The following is a 19203-nucleotide window of genomic DNA, read 5'->3' on the forward strand; positions in this document are numbered from 1 at the left end:
AATTACCAGAAGGCGTAGAAATGGTAATGCCAGGTGATAACATCAAAATGACAGTATCATTAATTCACCCAATCGCAATGGCAGATGGCTTACGTTTCGCTATCCGTGAAGGTGGTCGTACTGTTGGTGCTGGTGTTGTTGCTAAGGTTATTAAATAATTAAAGCAAGCACTATTTAGAAAGGGTGTCGTTTGATGCCCTTTCTTATCTAGTCTGTTTAGCAAAATGTTTTTATTAAAAAGAGCATTTTGGAAAATGGATAATATTATAAATAACATAATTATAGGTTCTATATGCTAGTAAGTAACGAGAGTCAAGATACAAGCACAGTTCTAGACAAGTTTAAATGGGTTTTGGTTCTAGTATTAATTGCGTTAATTGTTTGGGGAAATTCTTATTTCTCTGCGCCTAATGATATATATCAACCAAATACAGTTGTTCGAATCATTGCGGTTGTTGTCATTTCGCTTTTAACCTTATTTATTGCATTTACAACCAATAAAGGAAAATCATTTATAACATTTCTGCAAGAATCACGAAAAGAGTTAAGAAAAGTTGTATGGCCAACTCGTAAAGAAACAGTACAAACAACTTTATTAATAGCTGTTATTACAATTATTGTTGGTACAGCTCTTTGGGGTATGGATTCTTTGTTCCGTTCAGTCATCTTTTATTTAACATTAATAGGGCGTTAATATGAGTGAAACACAACAAAAACGCTGGTATGTGATCCAAGCTTATTCTGGCTATGAAGCACGTGTTGCACAATCATTACGTGAATATATTAAATTACATAATATGGAAGATTCTTTTGGTGAAGTTTTAGTACCAACCGAAGAAGTTGTCGAAATGAAAAGCGGTCAACGCCGTAAAAGTGAACGTAAATTTTTCCCAGGTTATGTTTTAGTTGAAATGATGATGAACGATGCGACTTGGCATCTAGTTAAAAGTGTTCCAAGAACTTTAGGATTCATCGGTGGAACATCAGATCGACCAGCACCAATCAGCCAGCGTGAAGTTGACGCTATCATGAATCGTTTACAACAAGTTGGTGATAAACCACGTCCTAAAACCCTATTTGAACCAGGTGAACTTGTTAGAGTTAATGAAGGACCGTTTGCAGACTTTAATGGTGTAGTTGAAGAAGTTGATTATGAAAAAAGTCGCCTAAAAGTATCGGTATCCATTTTTGGTCGTTCAACACCGGTTGAACTTGATTTTAGCCAAGTCGAAAAAAGCTAATATCTCAAAATACCCATATAAAAAATCACAGAATAAATTCTGTGATTTTTTTTGCCTTATTAATGTAGAACAGTATTAATAAGGCGATATCTGAATTGACTTATACTCCATGGTATTTTTCAATTCTTACCAATCCTTTTATGCTGATTCAAACTCTTCAAGTTGTTGTTGTAAATCCAACCATGCCAATTCTGACTCTTCTTGCTTACCTTTTAACTGGCTTTGTTGTAACAATAATTGTGTTAACTCACTTTTTTTATCTGCTTCATAAATAGATGAATCGGCTAATTGCTCTTCAATCAATTTTAATTGCTTACTTAACTGTTCGAGGGTCTGTTCCTCTTTTTGTAACTGTTTTTTCAGCGGTTGCATTTGTGCTCGCCGATCGGCCTCTTTGCGTTTTTGTTCTTTACGGTCTTGTGCAGAAAGATTTTTGCTATTGTCATTATGACTATCATCTTGTTGTGGTGGCTGATTTTCCGCTTTCTGCTCGTCGGCAAGCCATTTTTGATAATCATCGAGATCACCATTAAATGGTTCAACTTTGTGATCGTGAACTAAATAAAACTCATCAGTTGTTGAGCGTAGTAAGTGGCGATCATGCGATACAACAACTAACGCGCCTTCGAAATCAATAAGCGCTTCAGTTAATGCTTGGCGCATATCTAAATCTAAATGGTTAGTTGGCTCATCAAGTAACAGTAGGTTTGGCTTTTGCCAAACAATTAATGCTAAAACTAATCGAGCTTTTTCACCACCTGAAAATGTTTTTACAGGTTCATTGACTTTATCGCCATGAAAATCAAAACCACCTAAGTAATTACGCAATTCTTGTTCTGTTATTTTAGGATCAGAAAGCTTGGTTAAATGCCAAAGTGAGGATTCTTCACCACGCAAATACTCTAACTGATGCTGAGCGAAATAGCCTAATTGAACACCTTTGGCTAAATTAATATGACCTTCTTTAGGTTGTAATTCTCCCGCTAATAATTTAATTAAAGTCGATTTACCAGCTCCGTTCCGTCCTAATAAACCAATTCTCGAACCGGGAACAAGATTTAATTTAATTTTTTCAAGGACGATTTTATCTCCATAACCAGCAACCACTTTATCCATCATCAATAATGGACTTGGTAAAAATTCAGAAGGTTTAAAATTGAAATGGAAAGGATTATCCACATGTGCCGGTGCAATAAGCTCCATTTTTTCTAACATTTTAATTCGGCTTTGAGCCTGTTTTGCTTTGGTTGCTTTTGCTCTAAAGCGATCAATATAGCTTTGCAGATGGGCGACTTTTTGTTGCTGACTTTCGTATAATGATTGTTGTTGTGCCAATTTAGTTATACGTTGGTTTTCGAATGAAGAATAGTTTCCGGTATATTCAAATAAACTTTTTTGTTCAATATGAATAATTTTATTAACAAGTGGATCTAAAAAGTCTCGGTCATGAGAGATTAAAATAAGCGTTCCCTGATAATTACTCAACCATTTTTCAAGCCAAATCACTGCATCTAAGTCAAGGTGGTTAGTTGGTTCGTCAAGCAGCAGTAAATCAGAACGGCACATTAACGCTTGCGCCAAATTTAGTCTCATCCGCCAACCGCCCGAGTAGGATTTAACCGGTAAATTGAGTTGTTCGTTAGAAAATCCTAAACCATGTAATAGTGTTGCGGCTCTTGCCCGTATTGTCCAAGCATCAATGGTATCGAGTTGTTCGTGAATAATCGCAATTTGCTCACCATTATTTTCTTGATTAGCAATCGTTAGTTTTTGTTCTAATTGGCGATATTCTCGATCCCCATCAATAGCGTATTCAATAGCTGGAACATCTAAAGCAGGTGTTTCTTGATTAACCCAAGCAAGCTGCCATTGTGTAGGTATTGATACACTTCCAGCATCAGAGTGAATTTCGCCTTTAATTAATGAAAAAAGGGTGGATTTACCACAACCATTTTTACCTACTAATCCAACTTTTTGTTTAGGATTAATTGTTGCTGAAGCGTTATCTAAAAGCAGATTAACACCACGACGAATTTGGATAGAATCAAAAACAATCATAATATTGCCATCTATTACTCTAAAAAAAAGCTATGCTAACAAAAAAAGAACTTTATGCAATACGTTTTACCGGTGATTTATCCGCATTGCATTTGAATCGAATATTTATGATTGATACGGTAAACAATGCGGAAAATGATAAAATAAGATTATTTATTAATATGTTGAATAAAAATCATATTTAATAATTAATGTAATAATTGCCTAAATATTAATATCACTTAAATTTTACTTTTTATTGCCGACAAAGCTCTGCGAATAAAAAGCCAACAGATAAGGATAAATACCAATAATCCTAGGTATTGTGGTAAATCACCTAAGCTTTTAAATATTGCCAATGGGGCATCACTTCCTCCATTAGTAATACTTATCACAATTACTACCGCTAATATAACGCCAATTAAACTTTCACCAACTATTAAGCCAGATGCAATTAATGCTGCTTTGCTATCCACTTTTTTAAATTGTATTTCTGGATCAACATTATTTTTCTTTGCGTTAGCATAAGTATAACGTTTTATAATCCAAGATAGTAATGTGCCAACAAAAATCGGTGTAGTGACACTTGGTGGTAAATAAATGCCTAATCCGACAGCAAGAGCTGGTAATCTAAATTTTGAGTTATTTTTAGCAAAAATTAAATCAGTGATGATAATTATTCCCCCTAATACTAGGCCAATAAAAATCATTGTCCAATCAAGTTTATGCGAAAAAATACCTTGTGCAATAGTTGTCATTAAAGATGCTTGAGGAGCAGCTAAAACTTGAGAAATATCCATATCACTGCGAGGAACCGCACCTGTAAATCCGTAAGCGTGATATAAGGTTTCTAGAATAGGAGCTATAACTAAAGCACCCACAAAGCAACCAATTAATAAAGCAACTTGTTGCTTCCATGGTGTTGCATTGACTAGATAGCCTGTTTTTAAATCTTGCAAATTATCATTTGATATACATGCTATTGCTAAAACAGTACTTGTCGTAAATAATGCTAATGCTGTTGCAAAATTCGATCCTTCAATCGTTGATAACATGCCATTAATTTCACCTAGTCCTAATAAAATAAGTGAAACAGCAATAACTGCAACTATTGCAATACCAGACATAGGACTTGCTGATGATCCGACTAAACCAGCCATATATCCACAAGCTGCAGCAACTAAAAAACCCATAATAAAAGAAAACAATACCGCACATGCAACTAATGACCAAGCTATGCCTGTAGATAAGCCACTATCAGCTATAAATGAATAAAAAGTCACGACTAAAATGACTAACATCATCCCCATAATAGAAAAAATCCATTTAGGGGATAGATCGCGTTCTGTTGTGTCTTTTATTGACACATCTGAACGTAGGGTTTTAAAAGAAATTTTCACTCCTTCAATAACTGGTTTTATTAAAGAAAGCAAAGTCCAAACAGCTGAAATAGCAATCGTTCCTGCACCAATAAAACGGATATCGTTGTCCCAAATTTGCATGGCAACTTGAGATAAAGGTAAACTTGAATCATAACCGTTGATAGCTGTTAAAATCGGTATGCCAAATACCCAAGCAATAATAGTCCCAAGTAGTATTGCAATACCTGAAATAATACCAATTAGATAGCCTGCACTTAATAATGCTAAAGAAAACCCTAAGGGTATTTGAAATATTGCTTTGCCTGCTGTGAACCAATAAGCTGTATTTCCAGATAGCAGTTTAAATCCATTAGTAAATAAACTGACTAAAGAAGCAATTACTCCACCGAATAAAATATCTTTTAATCCACCATTAGCGTCATTTCCTTCTGCCTTTGACCCAGCCTTTAATATTTCGGCAGCAGCAACACCCTCAGGGTAAGGTAAATCGCTTTTTACTACCATGACATGTCGAAGCGGTATAGAAAATAACACACCTAACATACCACCAGCCAAACATACAGCAAAGGTTAACCAAAATGGGAAATCATGCCAGTATCCCATCATTAATAAGCCCGGAATAACAAAAATGATTGAAGATAATGTCCCTGCAGCAGAAGCTTGCGTTTGAACCATATTATTTTCTAAAATGGTTGAATTAGGGAAAAACCGCAAAATCGCCATAGAAATTACAGCTGCAGGAATTGCAGATGAAAAAGTTAAACCGACCTTTAAGCCCAGATAAACATTTGATGCAGTAAAAATCATTGTTATCAGTGCACCAAGAATAATACCTCTAAATGTAAGTTCTCGTAGTTTATTCATATTTTTAGTGTTTTTTAAGTTTAAATTAAATGTATTATATACTTAATTGTGTGTTTTGAGTGTAAATCTGTGTGATTTTATTGTTTTTAAATTTTTATCCATTGTTTTTAAATGGGAATATTTTTATTAAATTTTGGATGCTTACTATTTAGTTATTAAAACATTAATATTTTGTTTTGATACAATGTTATTTAACAATTACTACTTTGTGAGAAATATCGTGAACCAATTAGAACGTTTACAAGCTATTACTAAACAATTACGTAATCCAATTAAAGGTTGCGAATGGGACAGTAAGCAAACTTTTGAATCATTAAAATCATATACTCTAGAAGAAACTTATGAAGTCTTAGATGCCATAGAAAAAAAAGATATGGCTGAACTTAAAAATGAACTGGGTGATCTGCTGTTTCAGATTGTTTTTTATGCTGACTTAGCAAATGAACAAGGTTTATTTAATTTTGATGATATCTGCCTCTCTGTTGCTGATAAGCTGATTAGTCGTCATCCCCATGTCTTTTCAAATAATACTACTGTTAAGCCAAATTGGGAACAACTTAAGCAACAAGAACGTGATAAACGAGCACAATATTCACTATTAGATGATATTCCCACCGCCATTCCAGCATTAATGAAAGCTGAAAAAATACAAAAACGCTGTGCATCAGTTGGATTTGATTGGGTAGAGTTAAAACCTGTTATTGATAAAGTTAAAGAAGAGCTTAGCGAAGTGGAAGAGGAATTGAATAAAACCGCACAAGATCAATCCAAAATTGAAGAAGAGCTTGGCGACTTATTTTTTGCCACCGTTAACTTAGCCAGACATTTAAAAGTTAAATCTGAGTTATGTTTACAAAATGCCAATAACAAGTTTATAAGGCGTTTTAAGCAGGTAGAATTATTACTTAAACAAAAAAATCACAATTTAATTGATGCAACCCTTGAAGAAATGGAAGATGCATGGCAAATTGTCAAACAATCTGAACAATTATCTAGCGAAGTAAATCAAAATGACTGAACAAAAAAATGAATTATATCAAGAAATCCAAGCATGGGCACAAAATGCCATTTTACATAGCCCAACGTGGAGTATTAACCAGCTCGATTATTCCGAAAAAAGTATTTCTGTTGTTGAAATTATTATTGGTGAATTAGCTGAGAAAAATTTTAGTATCCCTGAAGAACAGCTTAATATGATTGCTCAAGAGTATGGTTGTTACTTATTACTGACAGCCCAAAAATTATACGGCGGTGAGTTTTATTGGAATGAAGAACTTGAACAACCGATGTTAATTTGTTGTGAACCACAAGCAGCTATCGTGTTATTAACTTGGAATAAAGTCAAAGGGCGCCTTTTAGGGGATGAAGCTGATCATCTAGCCTTTTTCTTAGAAGGGTTTGCTGAGGCGACTAAAAATCCTGAAAATGGTTCTCAGATTGTCTATTTATAACCAAATAATACAATAATTAAAGGTTATTAGCTGATACAATTTCATGGTATCAGCTAATAGTCATTAATGCCAATTATCAAAGTGAATATGCATTGGCCATTTCAACCCGATAAATGACGATATTTAGGTTGTAATCAATAAACGTTATGGTTTAGGCAGATCAATAAATATTAAGTAATAAGCCTTACTTCCACTCAGTAGGGAATGGAAATAAGGTTTACTTAGTTAATCACTTTATACTTCTAAGTAATCTAAAATCCCTTCTGCCCCTTTGCGACCTTCGCTAATGGCAGTCACCACTAAATCCGATCCTCTTACCGCATCACCACCAGCAAAGATTTTTGGGTGGCTGGTTTGGTAACCTTTGCTTTGTGGTGCGATTATGCGCCCTCTATCATCAAAATCAACACCATGTTCGGCTAACCACGGCATAGAATGAGGTTTAAAGCCAAATGCCATTACAACTGCATCTGCCGGAAGTACAAATTCCGATCCTTGAATTATCACCGGAGAACGACGACCTTTCGCATCAGGTTCGCCAAGCTCCGTTCTTACCATTTTTACACCAGTAACATGACCGGTATCATTGATTTCGATGCTCAGAGGTTGTACATTGAATTGAAATTGTGCGCCTTCTTCTTTAGCATTTTTAACCTCGCGTTTAGAACCCGGCATATTAGCTTCATCACGGCGATAGGCGCAAGTCACTTCAGTTGCACCTTGACGTATAGACGTTCGAACGCAATCCATTGCTGTATCACCACCACCTAATACCACGACGCGTTTATTTTTCATATCGACATAAGGCGCATCATCAGTTTGTTGGTGTTGCATAATATGTTTGGTATTAGCAATTAAAAATGGTAGGGCATCATAAACACCATCGGCATCTTCATTTTCTAGCCCTGCACGCATTGATTGATAAGTACCAGTACCAACAAAAACTGCATCAAATTCATTGATGAGATCGGCTAATTGTACAGTTTTACCTACTTCAGTATTAAGGCGAAACTCAATTCCCATTTCGGTAAAGACATGTCTGCGGTGAATTAAGACTTCTTTATCTAATTTGAAAGCAGGAATACCAAAAGCTAATAGACCCCCAATTTCCGGATGACGATCAAAAACAACTGGTGTAACACCATTACGTACTAAGACATCAGCGCAAGCTAATCCAGCAGGGCCTGCACCAATAATTGCGACTCTTAGTCCAGTTTTTTCAACGTTAGATAGATTTGGTTTCCATCCCATTTTAAAGGCTTCATCAGTAATATAACGTTCAATACTGCCAATAGTTACGGCTCCAAATTCAGCATTTAAAGTACAGGAACCTTCACAAAGACGATCTTGCGGACAAACTCGACCGCACACCTCTGGTAGGCTATTGGTTTGGTGAGATAGCTCAACCGCCTCTAAAATCTTTCCTTCATTAATTAATTTTAACCAATTAGGAATATAGTTATGTACTGGACAGCGCCATTCACAATAAGGATTACCACAAGCCAGACAACGATCTGCTTGTGCTTGAGATTGCGAGGCTGAAAAGCCTTCATAAATTTCAACAAACTCAATTTTACGGACGTTTAGCGATTTTTTAGGCGGATCAACACGTTGTAAATCGATAAACTGATAAACATTTTGACTCATATCGTGTTTTCTCCTTACTGTGCTTGCACACGTAGCTCTGCTGAAGAGCGACTACGGTGACCTAATAACGCTTTAACATCACTAGATTTTGGTTTAACTAAAACAAATTGTTTCGCAAAATCTTCCCAATTAGCTAATATCTCTTCTGCCCAAGATGAGTGAGTAAGCTGTGCGTGTTCCATGATTAAACCACGTAAATGTTCTTCATGAATCGAGTAGTCAGCCACATTTAACATTTCCACCAACTCTTTATTTATACGCTTATGCAAATCACCATCGGTATCTAAAATATAAGCAAAACCACCAGTCATACCAGCACCGAAGTTTACGCCAGTTTTTCCTAAAACACAGACAATTCCGCCCGTCATATATTCACAGCCATTATCACCAATGCCTTCAACCACACTTATGGCTCCAGAGTTACGCACAGCAAAACGCTCACCCGCTCGACCAGCAGCAAATAATTTACCGCCAGTTGCGCCATATAAACAGGTATTACCAGCAATGGTTGCTTCATGGCTCAAAAATGCAGAGCCTTGTGGTGGACGAATGACAATGCGACCACCAGCCATGCCTTTACCAACATAGTCATTAGCATCCCCTGTAAGGGTTAAATCCACACCACCAGCATTCCAAACGCCAAAACTTTGGCCAGCAGTACCATTGAAGTTCAACGAAATAGGGGAGGTAACCAAGCCTTGATCGCCATATTTTTTAGCAATATAACCGGATAAAGTGGTACCAACAGAGCGATCTGTATTTTGAATGTCAAAGTAGAAACTTTTAGTTTGACGATTATCAACCGCATCTTGTGCTTGAGTTATGATCTCTTTATTAAGCACACCTTTATCAAATGGTTTGTTATCTTCAATACAATGAACTGGTTTGCCTTCAATAGGTGATGCTGTTTTAAGTAAACTTGATAAATCCAGTTTTTGCTGTTTTGCAGTAATACCATCTAGTTCAATAAGTAGATCAGTACGACCGATTAAATCAACAATTTGTCTAACACCAAGTTCAGCCATAACTTCTCGAGTATTACGCGCAAGAAAACGGAAGTAGTTCATCGCTTTTTCTGGCAATCCATGATAATGTTCGCTACGTAATTTTTCGTCTTGAGTGGCTACGCCGGTTGCACAGTTATTTAGGTGACAAATACGGAGGTATTTACAACCCAATGCAACCATTGGCCCAGTACCAAAACCAAAACTTTCAGCGCCTAAAATTGCAGCTTTTACAATATCTGCCCCGGTTTTTAACCCACCATCAATTTGCAAACGTATTTTATGACGTAATCCGTTAGCAACTAATGATTGCTGGGTTTCAACCAAGCCAAGCTCCCAAGGGGAACCCGCATATTTAACTGATGTTAATGGGCTGGCACCAGTACCACCGTCATAACCTGAAATGGTGATTAAATCTGCATATGCTTTAGCAACCCCTGTTGCGATAGTGCCTACTCCCGGTTCAGAGACTAATTTAACCGAAATCATTGCAGTTGGATTAATCTGTTTCAAGTCAAAAATCAATTGAGCTAAATCTTCAATTGAATAAATATCGTGGTGTGGAGGAGGTGAAATTAATGTTACCCCCGGCACAGAAAAACGTAATTTTGCAATATAAGGGGTGACTTTATCACCAGGTAATTGTCCTCCCTCACCTGGTTTTGCGCCTTGGGCTACTTTGATTTGAATAACATCGGCACTCATTAAGTAGCCTGGTGTAACACCAAATCGACCAGAAGCCACTTGTTTGATACGTGATACTTTTATCGTGTTGTAACGAGCGGGATCTTCTCCACCCTCACCAGAATTAGAAAAACCACCTAATGTATTCATTGCTTCAGCTAATGATTCATGCGCCTCTGGGCTTAAGGCACCGATTGACATGGCAGCGGAGTCAAAGCGTTTAAACAATGATGATTCTGGTTCAACTTCATCAAGCGAAATAGCCGCGTTTTCAGGAGGATTTAGTTTTAATAAATCTCGTAGAGTTGCTGGTGGTCGATTATTTACAATATCCGCATAACGTTGATAATCTTCATAATTACCTTCATTAACTGCTTTTTGTAGTGATTGCACCACATCTGGATTATAAGCGTGGTATTCACCACCATAAACAAATTTGAGTAATCCACCTTGTTCTAATGGTTTACGTCGTAACCATGCTTTTTTAGATAAATTAAACTGATCTTGAGCAAAGTCCTCAAAATTGGCACCACTGATACGGCTAGTTACACCTTGGAAGCATAGCTCAACGACTTCTTCATGGAGACCAACTGCTTCAAATAGTTTAGAGCAACGGTAAGAGGCGACTGTTGAAATCCCCATTTTTGACATAATCTTATATAAGCCTTTATTAATACCATTACGGTAATTAATAATCGCTTCACGGTAAGATTTATTCATCGTACCATTATCGACCATTTGCGCTAAAGTTTCATAAGCTAAGTATGGATAGATTGCAGTTGCGCCAAACCCTAGCAAGACTGCAAACTGATGCGGATCTCGGCAGCTTGCGGTTTCAACAATGATATTGGCATCACAGCGTAGATTTTTTTCAACTAGACGTTGTTGCACTGCGCCAACAGCCATTGGGGCTGGAATAGGTAAGCGATCTGGCGCTATATTTTTATCAGATAGGATTAGTAGTACAGTTCCTTCACGTACTTTTGCTTCGGCATCACCACATAATTGTTCAATTGCATCACGTAAGCTACCATCAATTTCATAAGTGATGTCAAGCGTTTCAGATTTGTAGTAGCGTGATTCTAAGGTCGTTAATTGTTTAAAATCCGAATGAACTAATACCGGGTATTTAAAAGCAACTCGATGAGCTTGACCTTCAGCTTCAGCAAACACATTCATTTCACGACCAATGCTCGTTGATAGTGACATCACGTGTGCTTCACGCAATGGGTCGATAGGTGGGTTAGTTACCTGAGCAAATTTTTGTCGGAAGTAATCATAAATTAAGCGAGGACGACTTGATAATACCGCAAATGGCGTATCATCGCCCATAGAGCCTGTTGCTTCTTGACCATTTTCACCTAAGACTCGAATACACTGGTCAAGTTCTTCACTGCTATAACCAAATTGTTTTTGGTAAGTAGCTAGTAAAGTATCGTCATAATCACGAGAGCCGATATCATCATCAGGAAGATCTTCAAATGGAATCAGCCGTTTTACATTCTTAGCCATCCATTCTTTGTACGGATGACGTTTTTGTAAATCGTTATCCGTTTCTGACGATTGTAAAATGCGACCTTCTTCAGTATCAATCACTAGTAATTCACCGGGGCCAACACGTCCTTTGGTCACTACTTCATCTGGTTGATAATCCCAAATACCAATTTCGGATGCACAAGTAATTAGTTTGTCAGTGGTAATCACATAACGTGCAGGGCGAAGGCCATTACGATCTAAGTTACAAGCGGCATAACGTCCATCGGACATAACGATACCTGCTGGGCCGTCCCACGGTTCCATATGCATAGAGTTGAAATCAAAAAAAGCACGGAGATCTTCATTCATATCCGGATTGTTTTGCCATGCAGGAGGCACAAGTAAACGCATAGCACGAACAATATCCATACCGCCTACTAAGAATAATTCAAGCATATTATCTAGCGAGCTTGAATCCGAGCCTGTAACATTAACAAACGGCGCGGCATCTTGTAAATCGGGTATAAGTGGCGTTTTGAATTTGTAAGATCGCGCTTTAGCCCATTGCCGATTACCCTCGATAGTATTAATTTCACCATTGTGGGCTAAATGTCTAAATGGTTGAGCAAGTGGCCAACGCGGTACGGTATTGGTTGAAAAACGCTGATGGAATAAACAAATTGCTGTTTCCATACGAATATCAGCCAAATCTAAATAGAATCTAGGTAAATCTTTAGGCATACATAAGCCTTTATAGATATTGACCTGATTTGAAAAACTACATACATAAAACGTATCATCTTGCACACGTTTTTCTATGCGGCGTCGTACCATATATAAACGACGCTCTAAATCAATTTTTGTCCATCCAGCAGGGGCATTAACAAAAACTTGTTCGATTCTTGGCAGTGATGACAGGGCAATTTCACCCAGAACGCTTTTATCAATTGGTACTTCACGCCAACCTAAAATAGATAGAGTTTCTTCGGCTAGCTCTTCTTCTACAATATCACGGCTTGCTTGGGCTTCGGCTTCATCTTGGCTTAAAAATAGCATGCCTACAGCATAGTTTGTTGCCAAACGCCATCCGGCATCTTCTGCGACAACTCTAAAAAATCGATCTGGTTTTTGCATTAAAAGCCCGCAGCCATCGCCCGTTTTACCATCGGATAAAATGGCACCACGGTGTTGCATTCGAGCAAGTCCGTGGATTGCAGTACGCACCACTTTGTGACTTGGTTGCCCTTCTATATGAGCGATTAAACCAAATCCGCAGTTATCTTTCTCATGATGCTGGTTATATAACATATCATTGCCTCTAATTCATCGTTATTATTTTTTGAGAAGATATAGGCATTAATCCCATAATAGGTGTGAAGGTAATTAAAAATAGGTTTTTGGTCAAATAAATATTACTTATAAGTCAATCTTTTAATAACTCAGTCTATATTTATTAATGAAGCTAATATCTCATATTAACTATTTGTTTATACTATAATTAAAATTTAATAGAGACAAAAGTTTCAGAAATTGGTTTTTTTCTCATAATAATAATTAATATTTGATTAAAAAAAAGTTGAGGAACGGGGTTTTTGAGCATCAAAATTGGCGATTTTTACACATTTTTTCAAGAATGAGTGAGTTAGAATCGCTACTCTTATATAATAGATAATCTTTATTATGGGTAATAGGTCTTATATGCAAAATAAAATTACAATTATTGGTGCGGGTGCTGCTGGGCTTTTTTGTGCCGGATTATTAGGACAAAAAGGTTATGATGTAACTGTTATTGATAATGGTAAAAAATTAGGACGCAAAATTTTAATGTCTGGTGGTGGTAAATGTAATTTTACCAACCTTAACGTAGAATCAACCCATTATATTTCAGAAAATCGTCATTTTTGTAAGTCTGCATTAAAGCGCTTTACTCAATGGGATTTTATTCAACTGGTTAATCAATACAATATTGCCTATCATGAAAAAGATCATGGTCAGTTATTTTGTGATAATTCAGCGCAAGATATTGTTGATATGCTTGCCCAAGAGTGCCAAAAGGGGCAAGTTAAATTCATGTTAAACACTCAGCTTGAAGATGTTGAGGCTGAGCAGCAAGGATTTAAATTATCGACTTCACAAGGTTTTGTTCATACTGAGAAATTAATTGTAGCAACTGGTGGGCAATCTATGCCAGCACTAGGTATGACCGCTATCGGATATAAAATTGCCGAAAAATTTTCGATTCCTGTTGTGCCCGTAAAAGCAGGGTTGGTGCCATTTACCTTACATAAACCTTTGCTAGAAGTATTATCCACTTTGTCGGGCATTGCCGTGCCGGTTGAAGTATCTAATGAACGAATATCTTTTAAAGAGAATTTGCTGTTTACTCATCGAGGATTATCTGGACCAGCGATTTTACAAATCTCTAGTTATTGGCAAGCAGGTGAAGCCATTACCATTAATTTGTTGCCAGACGTAAGCTTTGAAGGTGATTTTCAACGCTTGTTAGAAAATAATCGCAATCAAAGCATTAAAAATTGTTTGGCGCAAATATTACCGAAGCGGTTAATTGAAGCTTTGATGCAATTAAATTTGATAGCCGATTTAACCGTTAAGCAGTTAACGCCGACTCAGCAGCAAGTGCTTTACCAAACATTAACTAGGTGGATGGTTACACCGAATGGAACGGAAGGCTATCGTACAGCTGAGGTAACTTTGGGTGGTGTGAGCTGTGATGCTTTATCGTCAAAGACGATGGAGGCGAAAAATCACCTCAATCTCTATTTTATTGGTGAAGTTGTTGATGTAGCTGGTTGGCTAGGTGGTTATAATTTCCAATGGGCTTGGAGCAGTGCATTTGCTTGCGCGCAAACCTTTGATTAATTATCAATTACTCCCATATGTATATCATATTTCTTAACTTTATATTGTAAGGTGGTTCGCGAAACATCGAGTAATTTTGCCGCTGTAATAATTTTCCCATTGGCCTGATTTAATGCATCAATAATAAGTTGCTTTTCATAATTTTCGACTTGTTCGGTAAGATTACCAGTTATTTCGCTGGTAGTCGGTTTTTCAAGCTTGGCTTCATCTTGTGAATAAGGGCTATGAAGGTCAAATAATTCTTCATCCAGAATAATCTGCTGCAATTCTCCTGGCTCATTTTGTAAAACCATACTACGGACAATAGCGTTTTCTAGCATTCTCACATTACCCGGCCAAGGCGCTGACATAAGTTGCTGTAATGCATGTTCACTAATACCAGTAATCACAACACTTACATCAGTTTTATGTTTATCAATAAAGTATCGTGCCAATACAGGAATATCTTCTTGTCTTTCGCGTAGTGCTGGCAGTTTAATTAATCCGACATTTAATCGATAAAATAGATCACTACGCATTTTGCCGGTTTTTAATAAATCGGCTGGTGATTCATTCATAGCTGCAACAATTCGAACATCAGCATGTTGCTCTTTATTCCCGCCTAGTGGCCAATAGGTTTTTTCTTGTAAGAATCGTAACAGTTTGCTTTGCATTTCAAGTGGCATCGCGTTAAGTTCATCAAGAAATAACGTACCACCATTAGCAAGTTCAAGATAACCTTGGCGATTTTCAGCTCCAGTAAACGCTCCTTTGACAGTCCCGAATAAAGTACTTTCAATCAATGTTGTAGGTAAAGCACTACAGTTAAGTGAAATAAACGCTTTATCTCGGCGTTGGCTAGTTTGGTGAATTAATCTAGCAAATAGCTCTTTCCCTGTGCCGGTTTCGCCAACAATCAATACTGGCACATCATTACTACCTAAAATATTAGTTTGGTCGATCACCTGCTGCATTTTTTTTGAAGCAAAAACGATTTCTGGTAATGGCTGTTCTTTATTTTGATATAATTTTCTATTAAGACTGAATACCTGATCTTGCAGTTGTCTAACATTAGATAAATTACGACCAATTTCAACCGCGCCAATAATTTCTTTTTTGTGATTATAAAGAGGAACCGTTGTATGTTGATAATCAACTAATTTGCCCACATGATTATAATAGGTTTGATAGGTATCTTGATATTCTTTACCCTGTAAAGCTTGTAGCATAGTACTATCTTCTTTTTTCAAATTAGGGTAAACTTTAAGCATTGGTTTACCTATGGCTTGTTCCATTGGGTAGCCATCAAGTTCTGCACTTTCCTGATTGTAGTAAATATATTTACCTTCTTTGTCAATAATAGCCATAGGCTGATGTATTAGATCAAAAAAATGTTTAAATATTTCCAATGCTTGTAATAATTCAGGATCAATTATCATGATACTAAAACCTTTTGAAAGTTGGATTCTTACTAAGTATAGCGAGCGTTAATTTAAATATCTTTCAATTATTACTAAAAAAAGTGACAAATTTTTGTCATAAAAACATATTTTTTACTAAATGACTAATATTAAATTTGTAATTATTCTGTTAAACAATTGATTGTTTGTGTTTTTTTAAGTTGGCACGTTGATTGCATTGTAAGTGAGTAATCTTTTTACTTACCTTTTTTATGTACTAATTAACTGGAGGTCATATGTCCGACACAATTATGTCAAATTATAACAAAATACGCACAGATCTTATAACTAAAGATCGTCGTTTCAGTGCTCAAGGCGGTAAACTTTGTTTTGATGGTGTGAATTTGGAAGAATTAGCAAAGAAATATCCAACACCTTTTTACGTATTTTCTGAAAAAGAAATTGACCGTAATATTCAGGAGATCAAAGATTCGTTTAAAGCTCATCCAAATACTAAGATTTTCTATGCGTCAAAAACATGTTCAGTAATGGGTGTGCTTAAAGCGATTAAAGATGCGGGTATCTATGCAGAAGCTAACTCAATGTTTGAAGTTCGTAAATGTTTAGAAATCGGTTTCCCTGGTAGCCAAATTGTTTTCAACGGTGTGGTTAAAAAACCAGTTGATTTAGAATTTGCTATCCAAAACGATCTTTACATCATCAACGTAGATAGCCTATATGAGCTTGATATTATTGATGAGATTTCACGACGTTTGAAAAAAGTTGCAAATGTTTGTGTGCGTGTTGAACCAAATGTACCGTCAGCAACTCACGCAGAATTAGTAACCGCTTATCACGCTAAATCTGGTATCGACTTAGAACAAGCTGAAGAGACTTGCCGTCGTATTCTTGAAATGCCTTATGTTCATTTACGTGGTTTACATATGCACGTAGGGGATCAAGTACCAGAAGCAGAACCTTTTGCAAAAGCGACTAAAGTATTAGTTGATGAATCACGCCGTTTAGAAGAAGTTCTTGGCATTAAATTTGATTTAATCAACGTTGGTGGTGGTATTCCTGTTCCATATAAATATGACGAAGAAAATGGTAATCCATTAGAAGACAATATGTATGCTGGTATTACTGCACAAGATTTCGCCGATGCGGTAATCAGTGAAGTACATAAATGGCGTACTGACGTTGAAATTTGTATCGAACCAGGTCGTAAAGTAACCGGTTCAGCTGGTGTACTATTAACTGAAGTTGCTTGTGAAAAACGTAAAACTAACTACGATTTAGACGGTAACATCGAAGAACATGTTGAATGGAAATTTGTTGATGCGGGTTACAGCGTATTATCTGACAGTCAACACTTTGATTGGTTCTTCTATGTTTATGATGCATCAAGAATCACTGAGCAACATGATGAGTACATTAAATTAGCGGGTCCATTATGTGACGGTGGTGACTATTTCCATGTGGGTGTTAAAGGTGAAGAATTCTTATTACCTAAAGACACACAAATTGGCGATATCATTGCTTTCCTTGATGCCGGTGCTTATACCATCGAAAGCCAAACAGTTTATAACAACCGCCCACGTACTGCTGTTGTTATGATTGATAAAGAAGGCAAAGATCGATTGATTCGCCGTGAAGACACTTACGAGGATATGGTTGGATACGACGTGTATTAATCATGAACTGGCTGGGGCAATAACTGCCCCAGTTGTTATTATGTGAGGTTATTATGAGTGATTCTAAAGATTCAAGTTTACTTGGTATTAAAGACATTGTGTTTATGAATGTCATTGCAATATTGAGTTTACGTCAAATTCCTAATGTTGCTCCTTACGGAGCGTCAGCAATGGTGCTTTGGCTACTTGCTGCATTTTGTTTGTTTTTTCCATTAGCCATGGTTTGTGGTGAGCTTTCAACAGGCTGGCCAAAAGATGGTGGGATCTTTGTATGGGTAAAAGAAGCATTTGGTAAACGTGTCGGTTGGATAGTGGTTGTTTGCTTCCTGTTTTCATGTGTGCTTTTCTTCCCATTAATGTTGCAGTTTGGTTTTACTGCAATTGGTTATATGTTTAGCCCTGAACTTGCTCAGAATCAGGTATTTATTGGTGTTGGCTCCATGGCAGTATTCTGGATCTTAACGTTAATGAATATCAAAGGCATGAAATGGACTAAAATCATTAACAGTGTTAGTGCATGGTTAGGTGTATTTATTCCTGCTGCTATTATCGTGTTATTAGCTATTGTATGGTTAATGACTGGTCATCCAATGGCAACTGATTATAGCCATGTTAGTGATTGGATTCCGGATTTAAGTAGCTGGGATACTATTGTATTTTTATCAAGCATGATGTTTGCTTTTGCTGGGCTAGAAGTTGCACCAATGATCGCTGGTCGTACTCGTGATCCACAACGTGACTTCCCTAAAGCGATGGCGGTATCTGCAGTTGTTATCGTTGGTATCTATATGATTGGTACTTGGGCAATTAATACCTTATTACCTGCTGCTGATACTGATATTGTTGCCGGTGTAATGCAAGCGATGGAAGCTGCTGCTAAAGAGCTACACATGCCTTGGTTATTACCAGTAATGGCAATTTGTTTGTTCTTTGGTGCATTAGGTCAAATTAACTCATGGTTAGTTGGTCCTATTTATATGTTACAAGAAGCATCAAAAGAAGATAACTTACTTGGTGAACGTATTGGTCGATTACATCCTGTATATCAAACACCAGCATTTGCTTTAGTTATCCAAGCAATAATTGTAACGGTACTTTGTTTCTCAACATTCGTATCACCAAGTATTGCTGCTGCATATTGGATGTTAACTGCATTAACAACCATTTGTTACTTTATTCCTTATTTAGTGATGTTTATTGCGTACTATCGCTTACGTATTACTCAACCAGATGTACCACGTAGCTTCAAGATTCCTGGTAAAGTTTTACCAATTATTTTACCTGGTTTAGGTTTCTTATCTACGCTATTTGCGGTGATCTTAGTCTTTATTCCACCAGCACAAATTGATATGGGTGGATATGTTGAGTACATCGCTAAAATTGTTGGTGGTGCAGTGCTTGCAATTGTGTTAGCTGAATGGATATACCATCGCGCACAAAGACGTAACCGCTTGCAATAAGATA

The 19203-nt window shown here is 36.9% G+C and carries 12 protein-coding genes and 1 pseudogene; 8 read left to right on the forward strand and 5 right to left on the reverse strand.

The genetic code is table 11. From position 1 onward, the window contains the following. The 3 genes and pseudogenes from J3U00_RS10960 to nusG all read left to right on the forward strand — a co-directional run. A pseudogene (locus J3U00_RS10960) lies at positions 1-158 on the forward strand (elongation factor Tu); the annotation flags it as partial. A gap of 134 nt (positions 159-292) precedes the next feature. Continuing rightward, complete coding sequence (gene secE, locus J3U00_RS10965) at positions 293-694, forward strand: preprotein translocase subunit SecE (protein WP_065563742.1); 402 nt, start codon at positions 293-295, stop codon at positions 692-694. A 1-nt stretch (position 695) separates the two neighbouring features. Next, positions 696-1241 carry a transcription termination/antitermination protein NusG gene (gene nusG, locus J3U00_RS10970; RefSeq protein ID WP_065563741.1) on the forward strand — a complete coding sequence of 182 codons (546 nt, stop codon included), beginning with the start codon at positions 696-698 and terminating at the stop codon, positions 1239-1241. Between the two features lie 138 nt (positions 1242-1379). Here the strand turns inward: nusG and J3U00_RS10975 are convergent, their stop codons facing one another. After that, positions 1380-3299, reverse strand: coding sequence for an ABC transporter ATP-binding protein (locus J3U00_RS10975; RefSeq protein WP_267332410.1), 1920 nt, complete (start codon positions 3297-3299; stop codon positions 1380-1382). 221 nt (positions 3300-3520) lie between these two features. After that, entirely contained in the window at positions 3521-5524 is a 2004-nt protein-coding gene (locus J3U00_RS10980) for an OPT family oligopeptide transporter (protein ID WP_267332411.1), read from the reverse strand. 220 nt (positions 5525-5744) lie between these two features. Here J3U00_RS10980 and mazG point away from each other — a divergent pair, with 220 nt between their 5' ends. Both mazG and J3U00_RS10990 read left to right on the forward strand, forming a co-directional pair. Beyond that, positions 5745-6542 (forward strand): nucleoside triphosphate pyrophosphohydrolase, encoded by a 798-nt coding sequence (gene mazG, locus J3U00_RS10985; RefSeq protein WP_267332412.1) that lies wholly within the window; start codon positions 5745-5747, stop codon positions 6540-6542. Continuing rightward, positions 6535-6975 (forward strand): hypothetical protein, encoded by a 441-nt coding sequence (locus tag J3U00_RS10990; RefSeq protein WP_065563737.1) that lies wholly within the window; start codon positions 6535-6537, stop codon positions 6973-6975. Before mazG ends, J3U00_RS10990 begins: the two co-directional genes overlap by 8 nt. Positions 6976-7209: 234 nt before the next feature. Here J3U00_RS10990 and J3U00_RS10995 read toward each other — a convergent pair whose 3' ends face one another. Continuing rightward, positions 7210-8622: an FAD-dependent oxidoreductase gene (locus J3U00_RS10995; RefSeq protein WP_267332413.1), complete on the reverse strand. Its 1413-nt coding sequence runs from the start codon at positions 8620-8622 to the stop codon at positions 7210-7212. A gap of 14 nt (positions 8623-8636) precedes the next feature. Next, positions 8637-13094, reverse strand: coding sequence for a glutamate synthase large subunit (gene gltB, locus J3U00_RS11000; protein ID WP_267332414.1), 4458 nt, complete (start codon positions 13092-13094; stop codon positions 8637-8639). Positions 13095-13484: 390 nt separating this feature from the next. Between gltB and J3U00_RS11005 the strand changes: the two genes are divergently transcribed. Then, entirely contained in the window at positions 13485-14666 is a 1182-nt protein-coding gene (locus J3U00_RS11005) for an NAD(P)/FAD-dependent oxidoreductase (RefSeq protein ID WP_267332415.1), read from the forward strand. Here the strand turns inward: J3U00_RS11005 and J3U00_RS11010 are convergent. Further along, positions 14663-16087 (reverse strand): sigma-54 interaction domain-containing protein, encoded by a 1425-nt coding sequence (locus J3U00_RS11010; protein ID WP_416379919.1) that lies wholly within the window; start codon positions 16085-16087, stop codon positions 14663-14665. The genes J3U00_RS11005 and J3U00_RS11010 overlap by 4 nt on opposite strands. 254 nt (positions 16088-16341) lie before the next feature. Here J3U00_RS11010 and lysA point away from each other — a divergent pair, with 254 nt between their 5' ends. Both lysA and J3U00_RS11020 read left to right on the forward strand, forming a co-directional pair. After that, positions 16342-17739 carry a diaminopimelate decarboxylase gene (lysA, locus tag J3U00_RS11015; protein WP_065563732.1) on the forward strand — a complete coding sequence of 466 codons (1398 nt, stop codon included), beginning with the start codon at positions 16342-16344 and terminating at the stop codon, positions 17737-17739. Between the two features lie 53 nt (positions 17740-17792). Beyond that, on the forward strand, positions 17793-19199 hold the full coding sequence (locus J3U00_RS11020; protein WP_065563731.1) for an APC family permease: 1407 nt from the start codon (positions 17793-17795) through the stop codon (positions 19197-19199). The last annotated feature ends 4 nt before the right edge of the window (positions 19200-19203 follow it).

The sequence above is a fragment of the Gilliamella sp. B3127 genome (genome assembly GCF_026536935.1).
In the GTDB taxonomy this organism is placed as follows: Bacteria; Pseudomonadota; Gammaproteobacteria; order Enterobacterales; family Orbaceae; genus Gilliamella; species Gilliamella apicola_E.